Origin of the sequence: Flavisolibacter ginsenosidimutans, assembly GCF_007970805.1 — a bacterium.
GTDB classification, from domain to species: domain Bacteria; phylum Bacteroidota; class Bacteroidia; order Chitinophagales; family Chitinophagaceae; genus Flavisolibacter; species Flavisolibacter ginsenosidimutans.
Window position 1 is genome coordinate 4,961,569 of the sequence record NZ_CP042433.1, and the last position, 21,768, is coordinate 4,983,336.

Below are 21,768 nucleotides of genomic sequence, written 5' to 3' on the forward strand. Positions count from 1 at the left end.
GAAACATCATTTACTGTGTGTAAGGATGCTGTACAAAAAATTATTGCACAGCGATAATTTGCCTGGATGTATTGGAATGTTTAGAACAGTTGTATAATCTTTGGCAAAGAATGCAGATAATGAAGTTGAAAAGCAAATCCTTTTGGTGGTTCTTTCCCGTTTTGCCAATCGTGATTTGGTTTTACAATCCCTTTGCCTTGTACTTTTTAAACGATGATGCGATTCACATACCCGAGTGTGCAAACTTTGGTATTCGAAAAGGCGTGTCGTTTCGGCCGCTGTCCGAATTATCTGTTTTCTTTGATGCGAAGCTTTACGGCGTAAATGCCTGGGGCTATCATTTGACGAACTTGTTGCTGCACATTGGATGCACCGTTCTTTTGTATTTCGTTGCAAAGACTTGCCTTACTGCCTTTCGAATTTCGAATGAAAAAACAATTGCTGCATTCGCGTCGTTTTTATTTTTTATTTATGCCTTTCACAGCGAGGCCGTTTTGTGGATCATTGGCCGAGGCGGAAGCCTGGCCACAATTTTTGCCGGACTGTCCCTGCTTTGTTTCTTCAAACGAAAGGAAAAACCGTGGGCCTATCCGTTTTCCCTGTTCTTCTTCGCCTGCGGACTGCTTAGCTATGAAGCCATTTGGTTTTTCCCGTTGCTTGTAAGTTTGCTTCTGTTTCTTACAGCAACAAAGCAAAGTTGGCAAAAAGAAATTTGGTACGCAGCCGGATTCTGGCTGCTGTTTGCTCTTTTCTTTTTTGTGCGAACAAAAATGGAAGGCTCACTGATTGGAACGCCTTACGGCATACAATCTGTTTCAACGCCGGATCTAAAACGACTGGCCTATAACTACACAGCCCTTTTCTTCCGAAGCTTTGTTCCCCCTGCTGGAACAACAGTGTTTGTGATTGCTTCATTTGCCGTGCTTGTGATTTTGATTTTTCTCTTTATTCATTTTCTGCGAAAGAGGATGTGGTCGCGGTTCAGGATTTTTACCGCCGCTTGTTTTCTTTTGAGCTTGCTGCCCTATCTCTTATTTGGCATTGATACGCACGACAGCGAAGGCGAACGGTTTTTGTATCTGCCTTCATTTTTCCTTTGCCTTGTTTTGGCCGATTGGATTCTCTCCATTCCGCAACACAAGGTTCAACTTGCAGTTCTCGCTTTGTTTGTTTGCTTTCAGTTTTTTTTTCTATACCGCTCATCCGACGCGTACAAACAAAGCAGCCGCATTGCCAAAAAAACCATGCAGGAATTGCAGCGTTCAAACGAAACATTTGATACAATCTATTTCGTAGACGTGCCGACGCAGTTTAGAGGCGGCTTCGTCTTCCGCGTTGGCTTCGACTATATTTTAAACTGGCTGGCGCCAAACATAAAGTACAGACAAACGGTTGAAGTCAGCCGTCGAGAAGTTGATTCCAGAAAAGAAAGTTTTATGACAACTACGACAAACTGGTTCAAAGCAAAAAACGAATTACCGAAGGAAAGTAGGTTGGATTCGCTGCGGCCGCACGACGCCATCTTCGCCTGGACCGATAGTACGTTTTTATTTATCCGACAGTGATAACTTGCGGGTAATGTACTTGCCATCATGTCAAGCTTCAGGTTAATTTTAAAAGAGATACGCTTCTTCCGTATTGAAGTAAATAGGAAACAGCGGCCGAGTGCGCTTTGATGGCTAAACTTTATTCTTTGTTTGAAGTGGTGCAAAAGCTAAGGCCGCAAGCAGCATTAGAAAAGGGAAAACCGTATATAGAAACCGGCTGTGCCATTCGTCGCAGGCCAAACCTGCACTTAACGCGGTGAAGAAAATCAAGAGAAGCATGAACAATATTTCAGCACCATGGATTCGAAAATTCTTTTTTATGCCCCAAACAGCAAGAACATAGAGGCTGCAAAAATACCCGGCCACAAAAAGGTTGTGCGGCAACGAATAGTAACGCCGGACCGCACTGAAAAAAGCCAACAGCCGTTGAAAGAAAAGGGAAAAGAAATAGCCCGGATAATGAATCATCAAATAAGCCAATCCCTGCAAGGAGTTTTCCTTAACCGGAAATTGTATTGATTTTGCCGGCATGGAAGGAATCCCACAAATCACGTATCCATCTGTAAACCGAAGAATATAATCGTACTCTTCGCCTGAATTTCTAGAGTAGTTTATGAGGAAAAAGAATGCGACGCAAACGATCACACCTGCGGTTAAAAGAAGCATGGTAGCTTGCTCACGATAAAATTTAAAAATGATGAACACAAATGTTGATGGCAAGAAGAACAATCCCACCGGTCGCGTAAAACAAAGGAGAATCAACCATAGCACAACTTCGACGAATTGCCTCAATCGAAACGTTGAAAATTTAAGTAACCGGTAAAAGAACAAAATCGAAAAACTAAAATATAGTGATTCTGTAAAGAGGTAAATGTTGTAAAGTTGATAAAAAAACATTGCAATAAAACCCAGCGTAAAATAGAAGGGTGCTTTGTTTTGCTTAGTCAGTTTTTCAACAATCCGATAAAAGCAGTAACACGCAAGGGCGTTAAATCCCAACTGAACAGTGACTACCACTCCATAACCAAGATGTAAACATTTAGCAGCCGCAATCAGCAGTATTTCAGTTGAATAAAAAATAAAATTATCGGTTGGGTAAGCACCTTGCTTCACCAAATCATTGGCTCTGTCAATGTACTTGCCTGCTTCTAAACCGGTAACAATTCCAAAATGAAAAAACAAAAAAAGGTGTAAAACAATCCAGGCAACGATCAAAACAACGGTCTGCCGATTCTTATGTACCAGCCATTCTGTTATCAATGTTTTTTGTCGCATGAATAAAGCTTAGGAAGAATCTTTACAAGTATTAGCTTAAGAGAAAATAAGTGCAACCGTTTTACGGATAGCACACGATGATGAAGTATTTTTTATTTGCCACTTGTAATCTTGGCAATGTACTTCCCGATTATATCAAACTCCAGGTTCACTTCGTCGTCTTCTTTCAAAAATTGCAGGTTGGTATGTCCAAACGTGTAGGGAATGATGGCCACCTTGAACGTGTTTTTCTTTACGTCAAAAATGGTCAGGCTGATGCCGTTTAAACTGATAGAGCCTTTTTCAATAACGAGTGAAGCAAATTTTTTGGGGAAGTGAAAGGTAAATTCGTGGCTGCCGTTCTCGTCTTTTATTTTTTTGCAGATACCGGTCGCGTCCACATGGCCCTGCACAAAATGCCCGTCGAGGCGTTTGGCGGGAAGCAGGCTTTGTTCCAAATTGACTTCTTTTCCCGGTTTCCATTGATGGAGTGCTGTTTTGCGAAGCGTTTCGGCCACAGCCGTTACGCGGTGATGATTTTCACGCACTTCTTCTACGGTCAGGCATACTCCGTCGTGAGCAATGCTTTGATCAATTTTAAATGAAGAGGACAGGGGTGATTCAATCCAAAAGGTTTTGTTCGAGCCGCTTTCCGATACTTCTGTTACGTGGCCAAGGCTTTCAATAATTCCGGTGAACATTTGGTAAAATTCGGGGTTTTTGCATTTTGTTTTGGTTTGCGTTGAAAACGAAGCCTATATTTGCGTTCCAAAAAAAATTTTTTAAAGGAGGTATAACGCATGTTAATTATTGATAGCAAAGACTGCGAAAACATAGACAAGGCGCTCAAGAAGTATAAAAAGAAATTTGAGAAGGCCAAAATCTTGTTGCAGTTGCGCGAACGGCAATCCTTCACCAAGCCATCGGTTAAGCGCCGTGGCGAAGTGCTGAAGGCCGTTTACAAGCAACAGATTGCCAGCGGAAAGATTGAAGCGTAAGCGCTGCCTCTTTCAACATATTGTATAGCTGCAAAGTTTCCCCTACTTTGCAGCTATTGTTTTTTTATGGAAAGCCATCACCTCATCCTGCAACCTTTCTTCGATTACCTCAAGTTTGAAAAGCGCTACTCGCAGCACACCTTGGTTTCTTACCAAACCGATCTTCTCGGTTTTTTTGATTACATGGTTGTGCAATTTGGCGAAACGCCGGTTGAGCAGATTTCGCATACTTACGTTCGCAGTTGGCTGGCTTCTTTAAAAGATGAGGGCCTGTCGGCCAAAAGCATTAACCGGAAAATTTCTTCGCTTAAATCTTTTTTTAAATACGGGGTCAAAACAGGAGTTGTTAAACAAACGCCGATGGCAAAAGTGACGGCGCCCAAAGTGGAAAAGCGTCTTCCCAATTTTGTTGCGGAAAAGGACATTGCTACGTTATTTGGGCACGTTGAATTTCCGGACACCTGGAAAGGCGAAACAGAACGATTGTTGCTCTTGCTCTTTTATCAAACAGGGATGCGTTTAAGCGAAGCCCTTCAGTTGAAGGAGGCGGCCGTGAATTTTTCAAACCACACACTGAAAGTGCTGGGGAAGGGCAACAAAGAAAGAGTGATTCCGGTGCAGCAGCAGTTGTTGACGGAAATTGAGAGCTACATAAAAAAGAAACGGGAAAAATTAGGGGAGAATCGTGCAGAAAATCTTCTTCTTACCGAAAAGGGAAAACCCTTGCAACCGCGATCGGTTTACACATCGGTGAAAGATTATTTAAGTCTTGTAACCACCGTTCAAAAGCGCAGTCCGCACGTGCTGCGACATACGTTTGCAACGCACCTGATGAACCACGGCGCTGATTTAAACGCCGTGAAAGAGTTGCTCGGCCACAGCAGTTTAGCTGCTACGCAGGTTTATACGCACAACACCATTGAAAAGTTGAAATCAATACACAAGAACGCTCATCCCAAAGCATAAGCAAGACGAAAGATTGCTTCCCGAGCGCAACAAATTTTCTTTCATGCTTTCATTTTCCGGCAGAGCAAATTTTCTGAAGCAATTCAAAGCAATTAACATAAATGATACGGGCATAAAAGGTTATCCCTTAGTTTATGCAGAACATTTGTTAGACCACCTTGATTATTACGCAAGCATTTACGAGCAAATGTTTGCATTGGCAGTAAAGGCTGCGCAAAAGCCGCCTGCTTCATTAACTGTTCTTGATTTTGGCTGCGGCAACGGTTTTTTGGGAATGTTTGCAAAGATCTATGGCTTTAAAAAAGTTTGGCTGTGCGATCGCTCTGCAGAATTCTTAGTGGCTTCGGAAAAAACGGCCGCCGCAGCGGGTATCGATATTAATGGTTTCATTGAAGGCGATGCAGAAGCGGTGAACAGGTACTTTGCTCAGACGGGCGAACGGCCAGACATCATTTTGGCAAGCGATGTGATTGAACACATTTATGATCTCGATGAGTTCTTCAGGCATCTCCACTCCTTGAACCCTTCTTTGATTAGCGTGTTCACAACAGCTTCAAATCCCTTTAATGTAATTAAAACAAGATCGTTGCACAAAATGCAATACCGGGATGAATGGATTGGCTACGCCGATTTAACAAAAGAAGAATGTGAGCAGAAAGGATGTTCGCCACTTTCGTTTCTGGAGCAACGAAAACAAATCATCAGGCAAAACTTTCCGCAGTTAACTGAACAGGCGGTTTCAGCGTTGGCACAAGAAACAAGGGGCAAGGAGCTAAAGGAAATTATAAGCAGTGTGCAGGATTACGTTGATAGTGGAACGATGCCCGTTCCACCTGTAGATCCGTATTGGGTTTGTGACCCATACACGGGTAGCTGGACGGAAAGAATACTCCCGTTGCAAGTGTACCGCAAAACCTTCCGGCAACACGGCTACTCGCTTTCTTGCTTTAATGGATTTTACAATCCTTTTTCAAGTAAGTTGATTAAGAAGGTGGCAATTGCTTATGTCAATGGGCTGATTAAACGAACCAATAAAATCGGCAGGTACATTGCGCCTTATATTGTGTTGGTGGGCGTTCCCGCAAAGTCAATCAAATCTTGAGGACAAATTTATTTTTACAACAACGGTGCTTAGTTTATCCCTTAAAAAATCCCCTTCTAACTTTTCGCTTTCATGATTGTTGATTTTAATCGCAGGAATTTTGGACTGGATTTGATGCGGGCAACGGCGATTAGCTTCGTTCTCGTTGTTCATTTGTTGCTGAATTTCATTCCACGTGATTTCTGGATTCTTTGGTATGTGGCTTATTTGGGCGTTGACGTTTTTTTCGTTCTCAGCGGCTTTCTGATTGGTACACTTCTTTTGCAGGCAATTGATAAGACCAACGGGCAATTTGGCTTTTCGGCCTTCAGACGTTTTCTTTTACGAAGATGGATGCGTACGGTGCCGCTCTATTATGTGCTGTTGGCTGTAAACTTTACTGCCGGTTACTTTTTTTTAAACTCGGTAGCCACTTTTGATTTTTCTTTTGTTGTTTGGTCGCAAAATTTGCTGACTACGCCCCCGCATTTTTTTGGTGAGTCGTGGAGCCTATGTGTGGAGGAGTGGTTTTATATTTTGTACCCCTTCGGTTTGTTCCTTGTTTTAAAAATTTTTCAAAGAAAAGGAAGAATGGTCCCCTTACTATATACGGTATTGTTTATAGCAGCGGGCATCATAACAAGAAGCTTACTTGTCCGGGAAAAATTTTCAGAACTCAACATTGTTTTTCTGCGGATGGATGCGATTGCCTACGGCGTTCTTTTTGCTGTTTTGGACCGCTATTTTTTAAGCATTCTGTTCAAAAGAAGGTCGTCAGCTTTTGGGCTTGCGGGATTAGTTCTTTTCATGGCGGGGGTCATTTTTTTTCTAAAAGCTACAACTAAGGCCTATCTGCTCTATTATCCGCTCTCAGGGCTTGGTTTGGGTTGTCAGTTGATTTACCTAAAGCAGTGTTTTGTTGAGCCCGCAACTGCGGCGGTGACAAGGTCGGTTCGGTTTCTTAGCAAAATTTCCTATTCTGTTTATTTAAACAACCTCGTCGTGATTTTCCTCATAAAAAAATATTGTTCTTTTCCGGTGATTTGGCAAATCATTACTGCCGCGGCTACAATCGTGGTTGTGTCTACGTTCACCTTCCGGTTCATTGAAAAATATTTCATTGCGCTACGGGAGAGGCTGGTGTCTTCGGCAAGGCCGGTAAATGACCAAGAAGGAACGCCGCATTCCGAAAATTTTTCTGTCTCCGGGCTTGGTAGAAGTGGTACCAAACGGTAACTTCATGCTGCCGCCCGGCCACAGTTCTTTGAGCTATTTTTTCACTTGATAAAACCAATTCTATGATCGTACATGTTCAAGCACTTCACTTTGATGCAGACAAGAAATTAGTTGAGTATGTCACCAAGAAATTAGAGAAACTTGCTCAGTATCACGACCGGATCATTAAAGTAGATGTGTTTCTGGTGTTGGACAACGTGGTGCATACCATTAAAGACAAATGTGCCGAAATCAGGGTGCACGTGCCTCGTGCAGAGTTCTTTGTAAAATCTACCAGCAAATCGTTCGAAACGTCTTTCGACGAGGCGCTTGATGCATTGGTTCAACAGATAAAAAAGAAAAAACAAAAGCAAGCAGCGTAACAATCTTTAAATCCTCCGCCAACCGGCGGGGGATTTTTTTATTTGTAAAAGGGCGCAAAAAATTTTTTAGCGATTTTTTTCTAATCATCAAATTCCCATACTTTTGCCATCCCTTAAAACGGGGTAGTTCTTTGCGAAAAAAAATCAGGCCACTTTAGCTCAGCTGGTAGAGCAACTGATTTGTAATCAGTAGGTCGTTGGTTCGATTCCGACAAGTGGCTCGAGGAGGAGTTAATAAGTTGACAGGTTAATGAGTTACTAAGTGGCTTACTTATTATCCAGCAAACGTATTAACCTATCAACTCAACCCGGGCAGGTTCCAGAGCGGCCAAATGGGGCGGACTGTAAATCCGCTGTCTTCGACTTCAGTGGTTCGAATCCACTCCTGCCCACAGATCTTTGAATTATTAATTGGCCACGACCAATTAATAATTGACTTGCGGAAGTAGCTCATTTGGTAGAGCGATAGCCTTCCAAGCTATAGGTGGCCGGTTCGAGCCCGGTCTTCCGCTCAGAATCGAGTTGTCAGATGGAGGATGACAGATGACAGTAGCTGCCTCTGTCAGCAAACAACGGTCAACCGTCAACATCGCTGACAAAAGCCGTTGTAGCTCAGGGGTAGAGCACTTCCTTGGTAAGGAAGAGGTCGTGAGTTCAATTCTCATCAACGGCTCAGAAAAGCTGTCAGCTTTCAGTCGCCAGCCTTCAGATTTTCTGATTGCAAAAAGCTGATGACTGATGGCCTGAACGTACAAGCGTGCGACGCAACGGAAGCTGAATAGGTATTCTGTTGCTGGCTACATAAAAATTTTCCTTCAAACATTTAGTTGGTGCGAAGGAGAAACAAAAACAAAAACCCCACAACTAAAAACCGATAAAGATGGCAAAAGAAAGTTTTAAGAGGGATAAACCTCACGTTAACGTTGGTACCATCGGTCACGTAGACCACGGTAAAACAACATTGACCGCTGCAATCACTTCTATCCTTTCAAAAAAAGGATTGGCAGAGGCAAAAAAATACGACGAAATTGATGGCGCTCCCGAAGAAAAAGAGCGTGGTATCACCATTAACACCGCTCACGTTGAGTACCAAACGGCTACTCGTCACTATGCGCACGTTGACTGCCCCGGTCACGCCGACTATGTGAAGAACATGATTACCGGTGCGGCCCAAATGGACGGCGCTATTTTAGTTGTGGCGGCTACCGATGGTCCCATGCCGCAAACAAAAGAGCACATTCTGTTGGCTCGCCAGGTAGGCGTTCCCCGCATTGTTGTTTTCATGAACAAAGTTGATTTGGTTGATGACCCTGAGTTGCTTGAGCTGGTTGAGATGGAAATTCGCGACCTGTTGAGCTCTTATGGTTTCGACGGTGACAATACGCCAATCATTCAAGGTTCTGCTACCGGCGCTTTGGCTGGTGAAGAAAAATGGGTTGGTGCCATTGATCAATTGATGGATGCCGTTGACAGCTACATTCCGCTGCCTCCCCGTCCGGTTGATCTGCCCTTCCTGATGTCTGTTGAAGACGTGTTCTCAATCACCGGCCGCGGTACAGTAGCTACCGGTCGTATTGAAAGAGGCCGCATTAAAGTGGGTGAAGCTGTTGAAATTGTAGGATTGCAGGAAACACCGCTTACCTCTACTTGTACGGGTGTTGAAATGTTCCGCAAATTGCTGGACGAAGGCGAAGCCGGTGATAACGCAGGCCTCCTGTTGCGCGGTATTGAGAAAACGCAAATCCGCCGCGGCATGGTTATCTGCAAACCCGGTTCTATCACACCGCACACCGAATTCAAAGGCGAAGTTTACGTACTGAGCAAAGAAGAAGGCGGCCGTCACACGCCGTTCTTCCAAAAATACCGTCCGCAGTTTTACTTCCGTACAACGGACGTTACCGGCGAGGTAGAATTGCCTGCAGGAACAGAGATGGTAATGCCTGGTGACAACACGAACCTTACGGTAAAACTGATTCAGCCCATTGCGATGGAGAAAGGTTTGAAATTCGCCATTCGTGAAGGGGGCCGTACAGTAGGAGCCGGTCAGGTTACCGAAATCTTAAAATAAGCTTTTAGCCTTTAGCTTTTAGCTATTGGCCGAAAGGCAAGGCAAATGTTTCTATATTTGCTTCAATATTGCTAAGAGCTATTAGCCAGCGCTAATAGCTCTTAGCTTTCCTACGGGCATAGTTCAATGGCAGAATAGCGGTCTCCAAAACCGTTGATGGGAGTTCGAATCTCTCTGCCCGTGCAGAAACAATGACTCAATTCGACAATTTTGCCAATTAGGATCAATTGTCGAATTGCTAAATTTTCAAATTGACAAATTGATTTCATGAACAAAATTTCAAACTACTTCCGCGATTCATATAAAGAGTTAACGGAAAAAGTGACCTGGCCTAACTGGGTGCAGTTGCAACAGTCCAACATGATTGTGCTGGCCGCGACGCTTCTGACAACGGGTATTGTTGCCATTATGGATTTAGTGGCTTCTACCGGTCTGAAGTTCATCTATAAAATTTTCTAAGGATGGAAGCAACGGCGCAAAATACGCAGCAAGAGCCGCAACAGCAGGATACCAAATGGTATGTGCTTCGTGTGGTTAGCGGCAAAGAGAAAAAGGTAAAAGAATACCTCGATAAGGAAATTTCAAGAGGTTGGAGCCACATTGTGAAGCAGGTTTTTCTCCCGGTGGAAAAAGTGTACAAGGTTCAGAACGGAAAGAAGGTAATGCGTGAGCGCAACTACTATCCCGGTTACGTGATGATTGAAATTGCCGAGGGAAAATTGAGTGATGACCTGCGCGACATCATCAAGAATACCTCGAACGTTATTCATTTCCTTGGTAAAGACAATCCTATTGCCCTGCGCAAAGCCGAAGTGAACAAGATGCTGGGCAAAATGGATGAGATGGCCGAAGCCGGTGGCGTAAGCATGAGCGAACCGTTCATCGTTGGCGAAACCATCAAGATCATCGAAGGACCTTTCAATGATTTCAACGGCACCATCGAAGAAGTAAATGACGAAAAGAAAAAGTTGAAAGTGACGGTAAAGATATTTGGCCGCTCAACCCCGGTGGAATTAAACTACATGCAAGTAGAAAAAATCAGCTAAAAAAATAATTTCTTACAACAAAAAGCCACTCAAGGAACTGAGTGGCTTTTTGTTGTGTTAAATTTTCCCGTAGCTGTATCTACAGATGTGTCTTTTTGATGAGCGGTAAATCACCTCCATAACGGTGCGTTTACCTTCGTAAACGGGAATGCTTTGACCAAAATCCAACTTAATGCGTACGTTGTTTTCTGCTTTGTTTACTATTCTAATTCTGCCTGTTTTTGCACAGCCACTTGCGCCAAAGCAACTCGCTGCCAAACGCACAACTGCCTCTATTAAAATTGACGGAAAATTAGACGAAGCAGCATGGAAAGACGCTCCTCTTGCCACCAATTTTGTTGAATGGCGGCCGAATTTTGGCGCCATTGAAGACCACGATACCAGAACCGAAATTTATCTTTTGTACGACAACACGGCCGTTTACATCGCAGGTTATTGCCACGAAAGAGCTGCCGACAGCGTATCGAAGGAGTTGGTTGGACGTGACAAGATTGGCGTGAACGATTTCGTGGGCATCATCTTCGATACGTACAACGACAAGATCAACGGTTCTGGTTTTTATATTACACCTCTGGGTGAGCAATATGATGCGAAATATTCAAACACGGCAGGCGAAGACGCTTCCTGGAACGCGGTTTGGGACAGCGAGGCGCAACTTGTCTCTGACGGCTGGACCTTTGAAATGAAAATTCCGTATTCCGCACTTCGCTTTGTAAGCAAGCCAAACCAAACCTGGGGATTGAACATCACCCGCAACAGGAAAAAAACGGGCCGTCAGTTTATGTGGAACCCGACCGACCCTAAAGTAAACGGCTTCATTAATCAGGAAGGTTTGTGGACTGGCATTGAAAAGATAGAAGCACCCGTGCGTTTATCGTTCTCACCTTACTTCTCTACTTACCTGAATCATTATCATTCAGGACAAGTGGGAACAAAAGATTGGACATCTTCGGTAAACGGCGGCATGGACGTGAAATACGGGATTAACGATGCTTTTACACTCGACATGACGTTGATTCCTGACTTCGGCCAGGTTCGCAGCGACAACAAGGTTTTAAACCTCACCCCTTTTGAAGTAAAATACCAGGAGAATCGTCCTTTTTTTACCGAAGGCACCGAACTGTTTAACAAAGGCAATTTGTTTTATTCGAGAAGAATCGGCGGCACGCCAATTCGCTTTGACGATGCAGGCAATCGCCTTGGTGCAAACGAAGACGTGATTGAAAATCCGCTTGAGTCAAAGCTTATTAATGCGACGAAAATTTCGGGCCGCACAAAAAAAGGATTGGGCATTGGTTTCTTTAATGCGTTGACAAAACCAATGTACGCAATCATTGAGGACAGCGTTACGAAAACAAAGCGGGAAGTGCAAACCGGCGCATTAACCAATTACAACATTGTCGTTGTTGACCAAACCTTGAAAAACAACTCGGCCGTATCGTTGATTAACACCAGCACCATCCGCAACGGACGCGACAGAGATGCTAACGTAAGTGCTGCGCTTTTTGATTTCAACAATAAAAAGAACACGTACAACTGGAACGGTAAGTTTGCCTTGAGTCAAATCTTCACGCCAAATAACGTTTCAAGAGGGTATTCACACAACCTGAACTTTGGCAAAACCGGCGGCCGATTGAACTTTCAAATTGGCGAAGAACTGACGGACGAGAGGTATGACATTAACGACATGGGCCTGCTGTTTAACAACAACTACGTTGATCATTATTTCTGGACGGGGTACCGCTGGCTGAAACCTACAAAATGGTACAACCGCATCCAGGTTAATTACAATGCTTACTACAGCATGTTATACAAAAAGGTGGCCGATCAAAAAATTAATTCTACGTTTCAAAGCTTTAATACCAACGTGAACGCAAACATGCAATTGAAAAATCTTTGGTGGATAGGAATGTATGTGGGCTTTGCATCGCACGGCAATGATTTTTATGAGCCGAGAACAAGCGGCCGGTCTTTTCGTACACCGCAGCGGTTACAGTTTAACCCCTGGTTTCAAACCAACGAAACCAAGCGGTATTATGCCAGTTTCAGCTACTTTGTTGGGCTGAGAAGTTTGTTCAACAGTCCCAATCACCAGTTTAATTTTTCGCACCGCTACCGCTTTAACGACAAGTTCTCTCTAAGCCAGGATTTAACGTACAATCCGGCAAAGAACGATGCGGGCTTCTATGATCAGTACGTTGAAAACAATGCCGTAACCGATGTTATTTTTTCGCGCCGCGACCTGAAGACCATTGAAAATATTGTGTCGGCAAAATGGAGTTTCAACAACAAGTCGGGCATTACGTTTCGTGCAAGGCATTACTGGAGCAAGGTAGAAGTGAGGCAGCTTTACGATTTAAACACCGACGGGAACTTGTCGCCGACGAAGCATTCAAACATCGCCATCAACGATCAAAATTTCAACATCTTCAACATTGATGCGGTGTACACCTTGCAGTTTGCGCCGGGCAGCTTTATCAACATCGTTTGGAAGGACGAAAGCTTTCTGTCGAACGGTGATGCGACGAAGGGCTATTTTAAAAATTTCGACAACACGCTTGCCGAGCCGCAGAACAACAACCTGTCGGTGAAAGTGATTTATTACCTCGATTATCTTAAACTTCGAAAGAAAAACAGTTTCAAGAATAATTAAAAAGAAAAGAGCCTGCACAGGCTCTCTTCTTTTAGCCAATGAAGGCCGTAATGCGTTTCATTTTTGTTTTGGGCACAAATAAAATATCGCTGTCACTCCAAAGGGTTTGTGCTTTGCTTTCGAGAGGTTTCAACGTTTGTTTATCTAAGTAAAATGCGGTGTAGCCGAGGTCTTTAAAGAACTCGTACATCGTCATCAGTTGTTCACCCCATGTTTCTAATTGAACAAGTGGTTGATACTTTTCAATGATATTTCGCATCTCCGGAAACACAACGGTTTCATAGCCTTCAATGTCGCATTTGATGTAATCCAGTTTCGGAAGGTCGGCAAACAACTCGCTGCCTTTTTTCATGGTGGCTTCAAAAGAATATTTGCCGTCGGCCCTGTTTCCGCCGTGCAAAAGCGTTGTGGTGCCGTGCCGCAGATAACCAAGTTTTTGAAATTGCGCAGGAATGCTAAGCGTTACTTTTTTGTCGGCCTCCTCGCCCAAGGCATAGGGCAGAAGCGTGACGTTCGGTTTGGCCGCGATAAGTTTTTTCAATTGCTTTTGAAAAGGCTCAACCGGTTCGACGCAATACAAATGGCCGCTGTGCTTAACCTTCTCCGCAAATTGCAGCGTGAAGTAGCCGAGGTTGGCGCCGATGTCAACGATGTAATCGCCTTCCTTCAAAAGCGAACCAACGAAGTAGTGCCATTTGTAGGAAAAATTATTTTTCAAAAGACCCAAACGGAATGCAAGCAGATAAGATTTTTGAACAACGGTCAGGTAGCCGTCAATCTTTAGCAATTTGAAAAGAAGGCTTTTTATTTTATTCGTCATCGCGGAAGTAAAGGTTGCAAACTTAGGCAGAACGAAATGAAGGTTTGGTGATGCTTAACAAAAAATCTGCAATCGCCAATCCAAAATCCAAAATCATTCTTCTATATTTGCGGCCCCAAAGAGTTCTTTCGATATTCTCTGCAAAAGAGAAATGAGGAATTTGGGAGACGAAGTAGTCGCTGAGATGAAACGTCGCTTGAACCAATAAATCAAAGAAAAATGGCAAAAGAAATCACTGGCTATGTAAAGCTTCAGTGCAAGGGTGGCCAGGCCAACCCCGCACCGCCCATTGGTCCGGCACTGGGTTCCAAAGGTGTCAACATCATGGAATTCTGCAAGCAGTTCAATGCCCGCACGCAGGACAAAATGGGAAAAGTTCTCCCGGTTTTGTTAACCGTTTACTCAGACAAGTCGTTTGACTTTATCATCAAAACTCCCCCCGCAGCCGTTCAGCTGAAGGATGCCGCAAAAATTCAAAGTGGTTCAAAAGAGCCCAACCGTCAAAAGGTGGGCAAGGTAACCTGGGCACAGGTAGAAGAGATCGCCAAAGACAAGATGGCTGACCTCAACGCCTTTACCTTGGAAAGCGCTGCTTCAATGGTAGCCGGTACCGCTCGCAGCATGGGTTTAACCGTAGAGGGAGGCCCTGCGAAATAAGTTATTGAGTGAATAAGTTACTGAGTTATTAGATGCTCATAAGTAACTTAATAACCCGATAACTTAATAACTGAAAATTTTGAACGCATTTAAAACGAATTACAATGGCATTCATTCCAAAAAAAAGAAAAGCGGTAAACGCAAAAGTTGATGCGAACAAAGCTTACTCTTTGAAAGATGCGTCTGCATTGGTAAAAGAAGTAAACACTACCAAGTTCGATGCGTCTGTTGACCTGCATATCCGTTTGGGCGTTGATCCCAAAAAAGCCGATCAGGCCATTCGCGGTACGGTAACACTGCCGCACGGTACCGGTAAAACAAAACGTGTATTGGTTCTTTGCGGTCCTGATCAGGAAGCCGCGGCTAAAGGCGCCGGTGCTGACTTTGTAGGGCTGGACGAATTTGTTCAAAAGATAGAAGGCGGCTGGACCGATGTTGACGTGATTGTTGCAACACCGGCCGTAATGCCGAAGATTGGCCGCCTGGGTAAAATCCTCGGTCCGCGCAACCTGATGCCGAATCCCAAAACCGGTACGGTTACCAATGATGTTGCCGCTGCCGTGAACGAAGTAAAGGGTGGTAAAATCGCATTTAAGGTTGACAAAGCCGGCATCATTCACGCTTCCATTGGCCGCGTGTCTTTTGCCCCCGATAAAATTGCGGCAAACAGCCAGGAGTTGATCAACGCAATCATTAAAGCAAAACCGGCTACGGCAAAAGGTACGTACCTGAAAGGGCTGACAATGGCCGCTACCATGAGTCCCGGCATTGCCATTGACACAAAATCTTTTGTTCACTAATCCTTTTGCAGGATAAAACTTATTATCATGACTAAAGAACAAAAAAACGAAATCATAGGAGAGTTGAAAGAGAAGTTTTCTCAGTACAACAACTTCTATGTTACCAATACAGAATCGCTGAGTGTGGCCCAGGTTAGCAAATTGCGCCGTGCATGTTTCAGCAAGAATGTTGAAATGCGTGTTGCAAAAAATACGCTGATCAAAAAGGCCCTGGAATCTTTCAACAATGACAGCTACAACGGTGTGTTTGATTCATTGAACAACGTAACAGCCCTGTTGTTTTCTGAAAATCCAAAAGAACCGGCTTTGATCATTTCTTCTTTCCGTACTGAGAGCAAAGGAGAAAAACCCGAATTGAAAGCGGCCTTTATCAACGGTGATATTTATACCGGTGATAACAACTTGGCTACACTAACGAAGATCAAAACGAAGAACGAATTGATTGGCGAAGTGATCGGCTTGTTGCAATCGCCTGCCAAACGTGTATTGGCTGCCTTGTTGCACCATCACGAAAAAGGCGCTGAAGCTGCTGCTGAAGCACCTGCGGCGGAATAATCGAGTATTGTTTCTTAACATACTCCTTCATCTTTCGCAGGGGCGTTTAACGTCCTTGAGAGAATGAAGGCACACAAAATTTTTTTAAACCATCCTCCGGAGTTTAAAACCATGAAGGGGGAAAAAATTTAATCAAAATGGCAGACGTTAAAAACCTGGCTGAACAATTAGTAGGCCTTACGGTAAAAGAAGTACAGGAATTAGCTGATTTTCTAAAATCTGAATACGGCATTGAACCGGCTGCTGCTACAGTTGTTGCGGGTCCTGCTGCCGGCGGTGCCGCTCCTGCTGCTGAAGAAAAAACATCTTTCAATGTGATTTTGAAAGCGGCTGGCGCTTCTAAACTGAACGTAGTTAAAATCGTAAAAGACTTGACTGGTTTAGGTTTGAAAGAAGCGAAAGACTTGGTTGACGGTGCTCCGAAGCCTATTAAAGAAGGCGTAGACAAAGCTACTGCCGACGACATCGCCAACAAGCTCAAAGAAGCCGGCGCTGAAGTAGAAATCGCGTAATTGATTTTTCTATTTTGAAAAGCCCTTGCAATTGCAAGGGCTTTTCTTTTTACTTCGTTTACTTAAACAGCAGGCTGACTTCGCGATATATTTTGCAATGCGGTTTCAACCGTTTGATTGAAACTATAAACTCAGGTAGTGAACAATTTTTTCAAAGGTTGCTTCGTCCACCAGTGCAATGTTTCTTAAGTCTTCCAAGTTCTTGAACATGCCATGCTGGTTTCGGTATTCAACAATTGCGTTGGCCAAGTTCCATCGGACGTACGGATGCTGTTTCAATTCATCTTTAGTTGCCGTGTTTAAATTTATCCTTCGAACGTTCTCGCCGCTAATTTGAAACCGCGGTTTTAGTTTTTGAAAAGTCGAATCCGGCAGACCCCAGGTTTCGCCAATTTGTTCAATCGAATAAAAGCCGCCAAGCTTTTCACGAAAGTTGATGATGCGTGCCGACAGTTTGCTGCCAATCCCTGGCAGCGCAATAAACGCCGTTGTATCCGCTTCGTTTATGTTAATGACGGTTGGCTTTCGCTCTTCCCGTGCGAAAGGTTTGTTTTCGTAAGCGGGATAATTTCTCGCAATGGATGTAATCTTCACGTAGTCTTTTACCCGCTCGTAAAATCCTTCCGGCATTCCCCAAATTTTTTGCAAGTCTTCGGATTTGTAAAATTTGCCGCCCTTGCTTACGTATTTCAAAATGGTTTTGCCGGTGCGTTCGTTCAGTCCCAGGCGCTCCCAGTCGGCTAACGAAATCGTGTTCGGGTCGAATTGGAACAGTTCGCCATTTGTATAAGTTTTGGTTTCCGACCGCTCGTACCGATACGGATAATTTTCGTTCTCGTTTCGGGCGAAGTCTTTTTTTGCCACTTGCCGTTTTTGCAGCGTGTCCATTGCAAACACAACCGCTGCGTCCTGTTTTAATGCCAAAGGTTCTGCGCTCTTTGAAAATAATTTTGGCAGAAAAATGCAACCGCTTACTACGGCTATGAAAACAAAGACGCCGATTCGGTCTTTTCGATTGAAGACAAGGTATTCTTTAACCCATTTTTGCTTTAGCATGGCAAAAAGTTACCATCTATTAATGAATTCCCAAAAGTTTGCGGCGCAATCTTTGAGGGCTTTAAAATCTTGTTCGTGAAGGGGAATTCCTTACTTTTGCAATCCTTTGTTTTGGCCAAAAACATTTTTGTCGTCGCAAATACCAACCTAAATAGTTGACCTTCCTTGCGTTTGTTTCTCCGGAAACAGAGGCCTGGTAAGGTTTTGCGCCGTTATTAACACAAAAACCGGTTTGAAATTCTATGCGTTCTACAACAACGAATCAACGGATCAACTTTGGAAAAATCGGGAATCTTGCTGACACCCCTGACCTTCTTGCGGTTCAGATTCAGTCCTTCAAAGAATTTTTCCAGCTCGAAACAACTCCTGACAAACGAAACGTAGAGGGCCTGTTCCGCGTGTTCAAGGAAAATTTTCCGATCACCGACACCCGCAACATCTTCGTTCTGGAGTTTCTTGATTATTTTATTGACCCGCCCCGCTACACCATCGAAGAGTGTATGGAGCGTGGCCTGACCTACGCCGTTCCGCTAAAAGCGAAGCTTCGCCTGAGCTGTAACGACGAAGAGCACATTGACTTCCAGACTATCGTTCAGGACGTATTCCTTGGAAACATCCCGTACATGACACCCCGCGGCACTTTCGTTATAAACGGTGCAGAGCGTGTGGTGGTTTCCCAGTTGCACCGTTCACCCGGTGTATTCTTCGGGCAGTCAGTTCACCCCAACGGAACGAAGATTTACTCTGCAAGGGTAATTCCGTTCAAAGGCGCGTGGATGGAATTTGCCACCGACATCAACAACGTGATGTATGCCTACATTGACCGGAAGAAAAAATTCCCCGTAACCACGCTTCTTCGTTCCATCGGCTACGAAACCGATAAAGACATTCTGGAACTCTTCGGAATGGCTGATGAAGTAAAAGGTGATAAAAAATCATTGGAAAAATACGTTGGCCGCCGCCTTGCAGCCCGCGTACTGCGTAGCTGGGTAGAAGACTTTGTGGACGAGGATACCGGCGAGGTTGTTTCTATTGAGCGTAACGAAGTTGTGCTTGAGCGTGATTCTGTTTTGGACGAAGAGGCGATTGATACCATTTCTGAAATGGATATCAAATCCGTATTTATCCAGAAAGAAGACGTCGGTGGTGATTACGCAATTATCTACAACACCTTAAATAAAGATACCTCCAACTCTGAACTGGAAGCGGTTCAGGTAATCTACCGCCAGTTGCGCGGTGCGGATGCGCCGGACAACGAAACGGCGAGAGGAATTATTGATAAATTGTTCTTCTCCGACAAGCGCTATGATCTCGGTGAAGTCGGACGTTACAAGATCAACCGCAAGCTTGGTTTGAACGCTCAGAAAGAGCAAAAAACATTAACCAAAGAAGACATCATTCTCATCATTAAATACCTTGTTCGTTTAACCAACGGCAAGGCGGAGATTGATGACATTGACCACCTGAGCAACCGCCGCGTTCGTACGGTGGGTGAGCAGTTGTACGCACAGTTTGGTGTAGGCCTGGCCCGCATGGCCCGTACCATTCGTGAACGGATGAACGTTCGCGACAACGAGGTATTCACGCCGGTTGATTTGATCAATGCAAGAACACTGTCAAGTGTAATTAATTCATTTTTTGGTACGTCTCAATTGTCGCAGTTCCTCGACCAGACAAACCCGCTTTCCGAGATCACACACAAGCGGCGTATCTCGGCACTCGGGCCAGGTGGTTTGAGCCGCGAACGTGCAGGCTTTGAGGTGCGTGACGTACACTATTCTCACTACGGCCGTTTGTGTACCATCGAAACACCGGAAGGTCCAAACATTGGTTTGATCTCTACGCTTTGCGTACATGCTGCGATCAACGAAATGGGCTTTATCGAAACACCTTACCGTAAAGTGAAAGACGGTAAAGTAGACATGAAGCAACTGACGTTTTTAAGTGCGGAAGAAGAAGACCTGGCGAAGATTGCCCAGGCCAACACGCCACTCGACGAGAAAGGAAATTTTGCAGAAGACAAGATTGTTAGCCGTGAAACGGGTGACTTCCCGATTCTTGATAAAAATGAAGTGGAATACATGGACGTTGCGCCAAACCAGATTGTTGGTTTGTCTGCTTCGTTGATCCCGTTCCTTGAGCACGATGACGCCAACCGTGCGCTGATGGGTTCAAACATGCAACGCCAGGCTGTGCCGTTGTTGCGTCCTGATGTACCGATTGTTGGTACAGGTCTGGAAGGCAAGGCTGCCCGTGATGCACGCATTCAAATTCACGCAGACGGTGACGGTGTGGTTGAGTTTGTAGATGCCAACGAAATTCACGTTCGCTACAACCGTAATGATGAGCAACGTTTGGTTTCTTTCGAAGATGACCTGGTGATTTACAGATTGACCAAATTCATCAAAACCAACCAGGAAACTTCTATCAACCTGAAGCCTGCCGTGAAAAAAGGTCAGCGTGTAAAAGACGGTGATTTCTTAACCGAAGGTTACGCCACGCAGAACGGCGAATTAGCTCTTGGTAAAAACCTGAAAGTGGCTTTCATGCCCTGGAAAGGTTACAACTTTGAAGATGCCATTGTGATCTCGGAGAGAGTTGTAAAAGAAGACATGTTTACTTCGGTTCACATCTCCGAATACGAACTGGAAGTACGCGATACAAAACTGGGCGAAGAAGAACTGACACCGGATATCCCGAACGTTTCAGAAGAAGCCACGCGTGACCTTGACGAAAACGGCATCATCCGCATCGGTGCGCAAATCAAAGAAGGCGACATCCTGATTGGTAAAATCACACCGAAAGGGGAAAGCGATCCTACGCCGGAAGAAAAACTTTTGCGTGCCATCTTCGGCGACAAGGCCGGTGATGCAAAAGACGCTTCGCTGAAAGCGCCAAACGGTGTAGAAGGCGTGGTGATTGGCAAGAAATTATTCCAGCGGGCGAAGAAAGACAAGAACGCGAAGGTTCGTGAAAAAGCCGCCTTGGAAAAGCAGGAGAGAGAACACGAAAAGAACACATCGGCACTGATGGAAGTGTTGCTTGACAAATTGCAAACGCTTTTGAAAGAAAAAGCCTCTGCAAGCGTGAGCAACAACTTTGGTGAAGTGTTAATTGGCAAAGGCGCACGGTTTACGCAGAAAAACCTGGCGAGCATTGACTACATGAACGTGAACCCGCTTGGTTGGACCGGTGATGCAAAAGTGGACGAGCAAATCAACGTGTTGCTGCACAACTATAGCATCAAGTACAACGAAGAATTGGGACGCTATAAGCGGGAGAAATTCAACATCTCCATCGGCGATGAATTGCCTGCGGGTGTGTTGAAACTTGCCAAAGTTTACCTCGCTGTAAAGCGCAAGTTGAAAGTAGGTGATAAGATGGCCGGTCGTCACGGTAACAAAGGCATTGTTGCAAAGATTGTTCGTGCGGAAGACATGCCATTCCTTGAAGACGGAACGCCGGTTGACATTGTACTGAATCCGCTTGGTGTACCTTCTCGTATGAACCTCGGACAGATCTACGAAACAGTTCTCGGTTGGGCCGGTATGCAATTGGGTGAGAAGTTTGCGACGCCAATCTTTGACGGTGCCTCAACGGACGACATTGCGAAATTCTGCGAACAAGCGGGCATTCCGATGTTTGGACACACATACTTGTATGATGGTGAAACCGGCGACCGCTTCGACCAGAAGGCAACCGTGGGTGTTATCTATATCATCAAACTGCACCACATGGTTGATGACAAAATGCACGCACGTTCAATCGGGCCTTACAGCTTGATTACGCAACAGCCGCTCGGTGGTAAAGCACAATTTGGTGGTCAGCGTTTTGGTGAGATGGAGGTATGGGCACTCGAAGCTTACGGTGCTTCCAACATCTTGCAGGAATTGTTAACCATCAAGTCTGACGACATCATCGGTCGTGCAAAAACATACGAAGCAATTGTGAAAGGCGATAACATTCCTCGTGCCGGTATTCCTGAATCTTTCAACGTATTGGTTCACGAGTTAAGAGGCTTGGGTCTCGACCTTAAGTTTCACGATTAAAATAACGTGAGACGTGAAACGACAAACGTGAGAAAAGACTCCGTTGTTTCACGTCTCACTTTTCACCTCTCACGAATTCGAAATCTCAAATCTTAAATTTCAAATTCT

Annotated in this window: 19 protein-coding genes and 5 tRNA genes; 20 read left to right on the forward strand and 4 right to left on the reverse strand. The window is 44.6% G+C overall.

The window, feature by feature from the left end; genetic code table 11:
* Positions 1–119 precede the first annotated feature (119 nt).
* Complete coding sequence (locus FSB75_RS21205) at positions 120–1,565, forward strand: DUF3290 domain-containing protein (RefSeq protein WP_146791550.1); 1,446 nt, start codon at positions 120–122, stop codon at positions 1,563–1,565.
* Positions 1,566–1,679: 114 nt separating this feature from the next.
* Here the strand turns inward: FSB75_RS21205 and FSB75_RS21210 are convergent, their stop codons facing one another.
* Positions 1,680–2,822: a hypothetical protein gene (locus FSB75_RS21210; protein WP_146791552.1), complete on the reverse strand. Its 1,143-nt coding sequence runs from the start codon at positions 2,820–2,822 to the stop codon at positions 1,680–1,682.
* A gap of 92 nt (positions 2,823–2,914) precedes the next feature.
* The gene (locus tag FSB75_RS21215; protein ID WP_146791554.1) at positions 2,915–3,502 is read right to left on the reverse strand and encodes a riboflavin synthase; all 588 of its coding nucleotides are present in this window, start codon (positions 3,500–3,502) and stop codon (positions 2,915–2,917) included.
* Between the two features lie 99 nt (positions 3,503–3,601).
* Between FSB75_RS21215 and rpsU the strand changes: the two genes are divergently transcribed.
* The 14 genes from rpsU (at position 3,602) to FSB75_RS21285 (ending at position 13,211) form a co-directional block, all read left to right on the forward strand.
* Positions 3,602–3,799 (forward strand): 30S ribosomal protein S21, encoded by a 198-nt coding sequence (rpsU, locus tag FSB75_RS21220; protein ID WP_146791556.1) that lies wholly within the window; start codon positions 3,602–3,604, stop codon positions 3,797–3,799.
* 66 nt (positions 3,800–3,865) lie between these two features.
* Entirely contained in the window at positions 3,866–4,765 is a 900-nt protein-coding gene (locus tag FSB75_RS21225; RefSeq protein ID WP_146791558.1) for a tyrosine-type recombinase/integrase, read from the forward strand.
* 43 nt (positions 4,766–4,808) lie between these two features.
* Positions 4,809–5,867, forward strand: coding sequence for a class I SAM-dependent methyltransferase (locus tag FSB75_RS21230; RefSeq protein WP_146791560.1), 1,059 nt, complete (start codon positions 4,809–4,811; stop codon positions 5,865–5,867).
* Between the two features lie 72 nt (positions 5,868–5,939).
* Positions 5,940–7,082 carry an acyltransferase family protein gene (locus tag FSB75_RS21235; RefSeq protein WP_146791562.1) on the forward strand — a complete coding sequence of 381 codons (1,143 nt, stop codon included), beginning with the start codon at positions 5,940–5,942 and terminating at the stop codon, positions 7,080–7,082.
* 62 nt (positions 7,083–7,144) lie between these two features.
* Positions 7,145–7,444 carry a ribosome hibernation-promoting factor, HPF/YfiA family gene (hpf, locus tag FSB75_RS21240; RefSeq protein ID WP_146791564.1) on the forward strand — a complete coding sequence of 100 codons (300 nt, stop codon included), beginning with the start codon at positions 7,145–7,147 and terminating at the stop codon, positions 7,442–7,444.
* 148 nt (positions 7,445–7,592) lie between these two features.
* Positions 7,593–7,665 (forward strand) — tRNA-Thr (locus FSB75_RS21245).
* A gap of 89 nt (positions 7,666–7,754) precedes the next feature.
* Positions 7,755–7,836 (forward strand) — tRNA-Tyr (locus FSB75_RS21250).
* 47 nt (positions 7,837–7,883) lie between these two features.
* Positions 7,884–7,956, forward strand: a tRNA-Gly gene (locus tag FSB75_RS21255).
* 89 nt (positions 7,957–8,045) lie between these two features.
* Positions 8,046–8,117, forward strand: a tRNA-Thr gene (locus FSB75_RS21260).
* Between the two features lie 207 nt (positions 8,118–8,324).
* On the forward strand, positions 8,325–9,512 hold the full coding sequence (gene tuf, locus FSB75_RS21265) for an elongation factor Tu (RefSeq protein ID WP_146791566.1): 1,188 nt from the start codon (positions 8,325–8,327) through the stop codon (positions 9,510–9,512).
* Between the two features lie 112 nt (positions 9,513–9,624).
* Positions 9,625–9,695 (forward strand) — tRNA-Trp (locus FSB75_RS21270).
* A gap of 84 nt (positions 9,696–9,779) precedes the next feature.
* On the forward strand, positions 9,780–9,971 hold the full coding sequence (gene secE, locus FSB75_RS21275; RefSeq protein ID WP_146791568.1) for a preprotein translocase subunit SecE: 192 nt from the start codon (positions 9,780–9,782) through the stop codon (positions 9,969–9,971).
* Positions 9,972–9,973: 2 nt separating this feature from the next.
* Positions 9,974–10,558: a transcription termination/antitermination protein NusG gene (nusG, locus tag FSB75_RS21280; RefSeq protein ID WP_146791570.1), complete on the forward strand. Its 585-nt coding sequence runs from the start codon at positions 9,974–9,976 to the stop codon at positions 10,556–10,558.
* 172 nt (positions 10,559–10,730) lie between these two features.
* Positions 10,731–13,211, forward strand: coding sequence for a DUF5916 domain-containing protein (locus FSB75_RS21285; RefSeq protein ID WP_146791571.1), 2,481 nt, complete (start codon positions 10,731–10,733; stop codon positions 13,209–13,211).
* A 31-nt stretch (positions 13,212–13,242) separates the two neighbouring features.
* Here the strand turns inward: FSB75_RS21285 and FSB75_RS21290 are convergent, their stop codons facing one another.
* Positions 13,243–14,031, reverse strand: a complete 789-nt coding sequence (locus tag FSB75_RS21290) for an FkbM family methyltransferase (protein ID WP_146791573.1) — start codon at positions 14,029–14,031, stop codon at positions 13,243–13,245.
* A 219-nt stretch (positions 14,032–14,250) separates the two neighbouring features.
* On the opposite strand from FSB75_RS21290, the gene rplK reads away from it, so the two are divergent.
* From rplK to rplL, 4 genes are all read left to right on the forward strand, one after another.
* Positions 14,251–14,688 (forward strand): 50S ribosomal protein L11, encoded by a 438-nt coding sequence (gene rplK, locus FSB75_RS21295; RefSeq protein ID WP_146791575.1) that lies wholly within the window; start codon positions 14,251–14,253, stop codon positions 14,686–14,688.
* Between the two features lie 104 nt (positions 14,689–14,792).
* Positions 14,793–15,488 carry a 50S ribosomal protein L1 gene (rplA, locus tag FSB75_RS21300; RefSeq protein WP_146791577.1) on the forward strand — a complete coding sequence of 232 codons (696 nt, stop codon included), beginning with the start codon at positions 14,793–14,795 and terminating at the stop codon, positions 15,486–15,488.
* A 27-nt stretch (positions 15,489–15,515) separates the two neighbouring features.
* Complete coding sequence (rplJ, locus tag FSB75_RS21305) at positions 15,516–16,043, forward strand: 50S ribosomal protein L10 (RefSeq protein ID WP_146791579.1); 528 nt, start codon at positions 15,516–15,518, stop codon at positions 16,041–16,043.
* Positions 16,044–16,180: 137 nt separating this feature from the next.
* Positions 16,181–16,555 carry a 50S ribosomal protein L7/L12 gene (gene rplL, locus FSB75_RS21310; RefSeq protein WP_146791581.1) on the forward strand — a complete coding sequence of 125 codons (375 nt, stop codon included), beginning with the start codon at positions 16,181–16,183 and terminating at the stop codon, positions 16,553–16,555.
* 123 nt (positions 16,556–16,678) lie between these two features.
* Here rplL and FSB75_RS21315 read toward each other — a convergent pair whose 3' ends face one another.
* The gene (locus FSB75_RS21315) at positions 16,679–17,611 is read right to left on the reverse strand and encodes a helix-hairpin-helix domain-containing protein (protein WP_146791583.1); all 933 of its coding nucleotides are present in this window, start codon (positions 17,609–17,611) and stop codon (positions 16,679–16,681) included.
* 242 nt (positions 17,612–17,853) lie between these two features.
* On the opposite strand from FSB75_RS21315, the gene rpoB reads away from it, so the two are divergent.
* Positions 17,854–21,660, forward strand: coding sequence for a DNA-directed RNA polymerase subunit beta (gene rpoB, locus FSB75_RS21320; RefSeq protein ID WP_146791585.1), 3,807 nt, complete (start codon positions 17,854–17,856; stop codon positions 21,658–21,660).
* Positions 21,661–21,768 lie beyond the last annotated feature (108 nt).